Here is a 1388-nt window from a genome sequence, read left to right on the forward strand (position 1 = left end):
TAAGATGTGCGTGTCCTCTGCACCCTTCAAGGATACAAGACTTTTACGACAGCCTCTAAGTGCCCACGCATAGGCTTTGCCCCACCTCTCTCCAAACGCGCCTGCAGCTCCCTCAAAGCCCCCTCCACCGCCTCCCGCAACTCCGCCACACTCCCATAGCTCCGCCACAGCAAGGGCCACCCCTTCACCCGCCGCCACACCGTCTCTACCGGATTGAGGTGGGGACTGTACCGCGGCAGGTACACCACCTCCAACCCCCGTCCGCTTCCACCGGTACCCCAGGGCCAGGAGCTTCCGCCTCACCGCCTCCGGGTGGAAGCGCACAAGGAAGCGCCTCTCCAGGGCCTCCAGCAGCAGGGGAGCAAACCAGGCCTCCCCCCAGGACAAAAGCTTCTGCAGGTATGTGGTCATGGCCTCCCACCGGGGCTTGGCCCCGTGGGCCTTCCCGTCCGCCAGGCCATGGACTCCCTCCCGCAGCTACCGCCTCAGGTCCCGCCAGGCCGTGGTTCGGTCCAGGCCCAGGTGACGGGTGATGCAAGGGGCGGTCCAGCCCTGGGCCCCCAGGCGGTCCGCCTGGGCCCGGCGCCGCACCTTGTGGGGCACCAAGGGGTTGGTCTCCAGTTCCCGTAGCCGAGCGTCTTCCTGGGGTGTCGGGTGGAGGCGCAGAGGGGCTGGCATGAGGTAAGTATAAGGCGGGGGCACTTAAGTAGCGCAACGGGCGACGGAATAGATCGTCTCCGGTACCGGTAGAAGAAGCTTTTACACCAAATCGTGCTTTCTCGGGATGCTTCGTAATCTTAAGACCTCGAACCTGCCACTGGCCCACCCATAGGCAGAGGGTCTGGTCCCAAGGCACGAAGGCGCTCGAGGACCCCCTCGGATCCTTTGCATCTCGGCACCTGAGAAGGTGTCGAGTACTGTTGCCCGGGCAGACACTTACGCGCATGCGATTAAAAGCATAACATCCCCTTTCACACCACAGTCTTTTGCCCTGCGCACATGCCGCTCAAGGGTTTTCGCCGCTCAACCTTTCCATCCTTGCCTTTCGCTACGAAGCTTGCAAGGACATCACCAAGAGCTGCTTTGGGGGTCCGACCCTTAAAGAGCGACTGTGAGCGGTTTATGCCCGACCTCCGGGTGCAGCCACCTCATGCGGTGCGGATCGCAGTCGGCCCTTATATGGGACGATCCTCTACTTCGCCAATCATGCCCCTGTGGTCGCCCTTGGGCTAGCGGTTCCTACTTCTGTCCCGAGGAGCAATTCGGGCATACCACGGTGCCTGAGCCGCACAGAAGCCGGGCATTGTGAGGCTGGCCCTTCGGCATTTCCGATCTGTCCCAGGGTTCTTTAACTCAAAACTTGCACCTCCCGAATACCCTGCATAAAC

Annotated in this window: 1 pseudogene; it reads right to left on the reverse strand. The window is 62.0% G+C overall.

The window, feature by feature from the left end:
* Positions 1–26: 26 nt before the first annotated feature.
* Positions 27–678, reverse strand: a pseudogene (locus C2847_RS13090) (transposase).
* Positions 679–1388: the final 710 nt, after the last annotated feature.

This window comes from Thermus tenuipuniceus, assembly GCF_002964845.1.
Taxonomy (GTDB): Bacteria; Deinococcota; Deinococci; order Deinococcales; family Thermaceae; genus Thermus; species Thermus tenuipuniceus.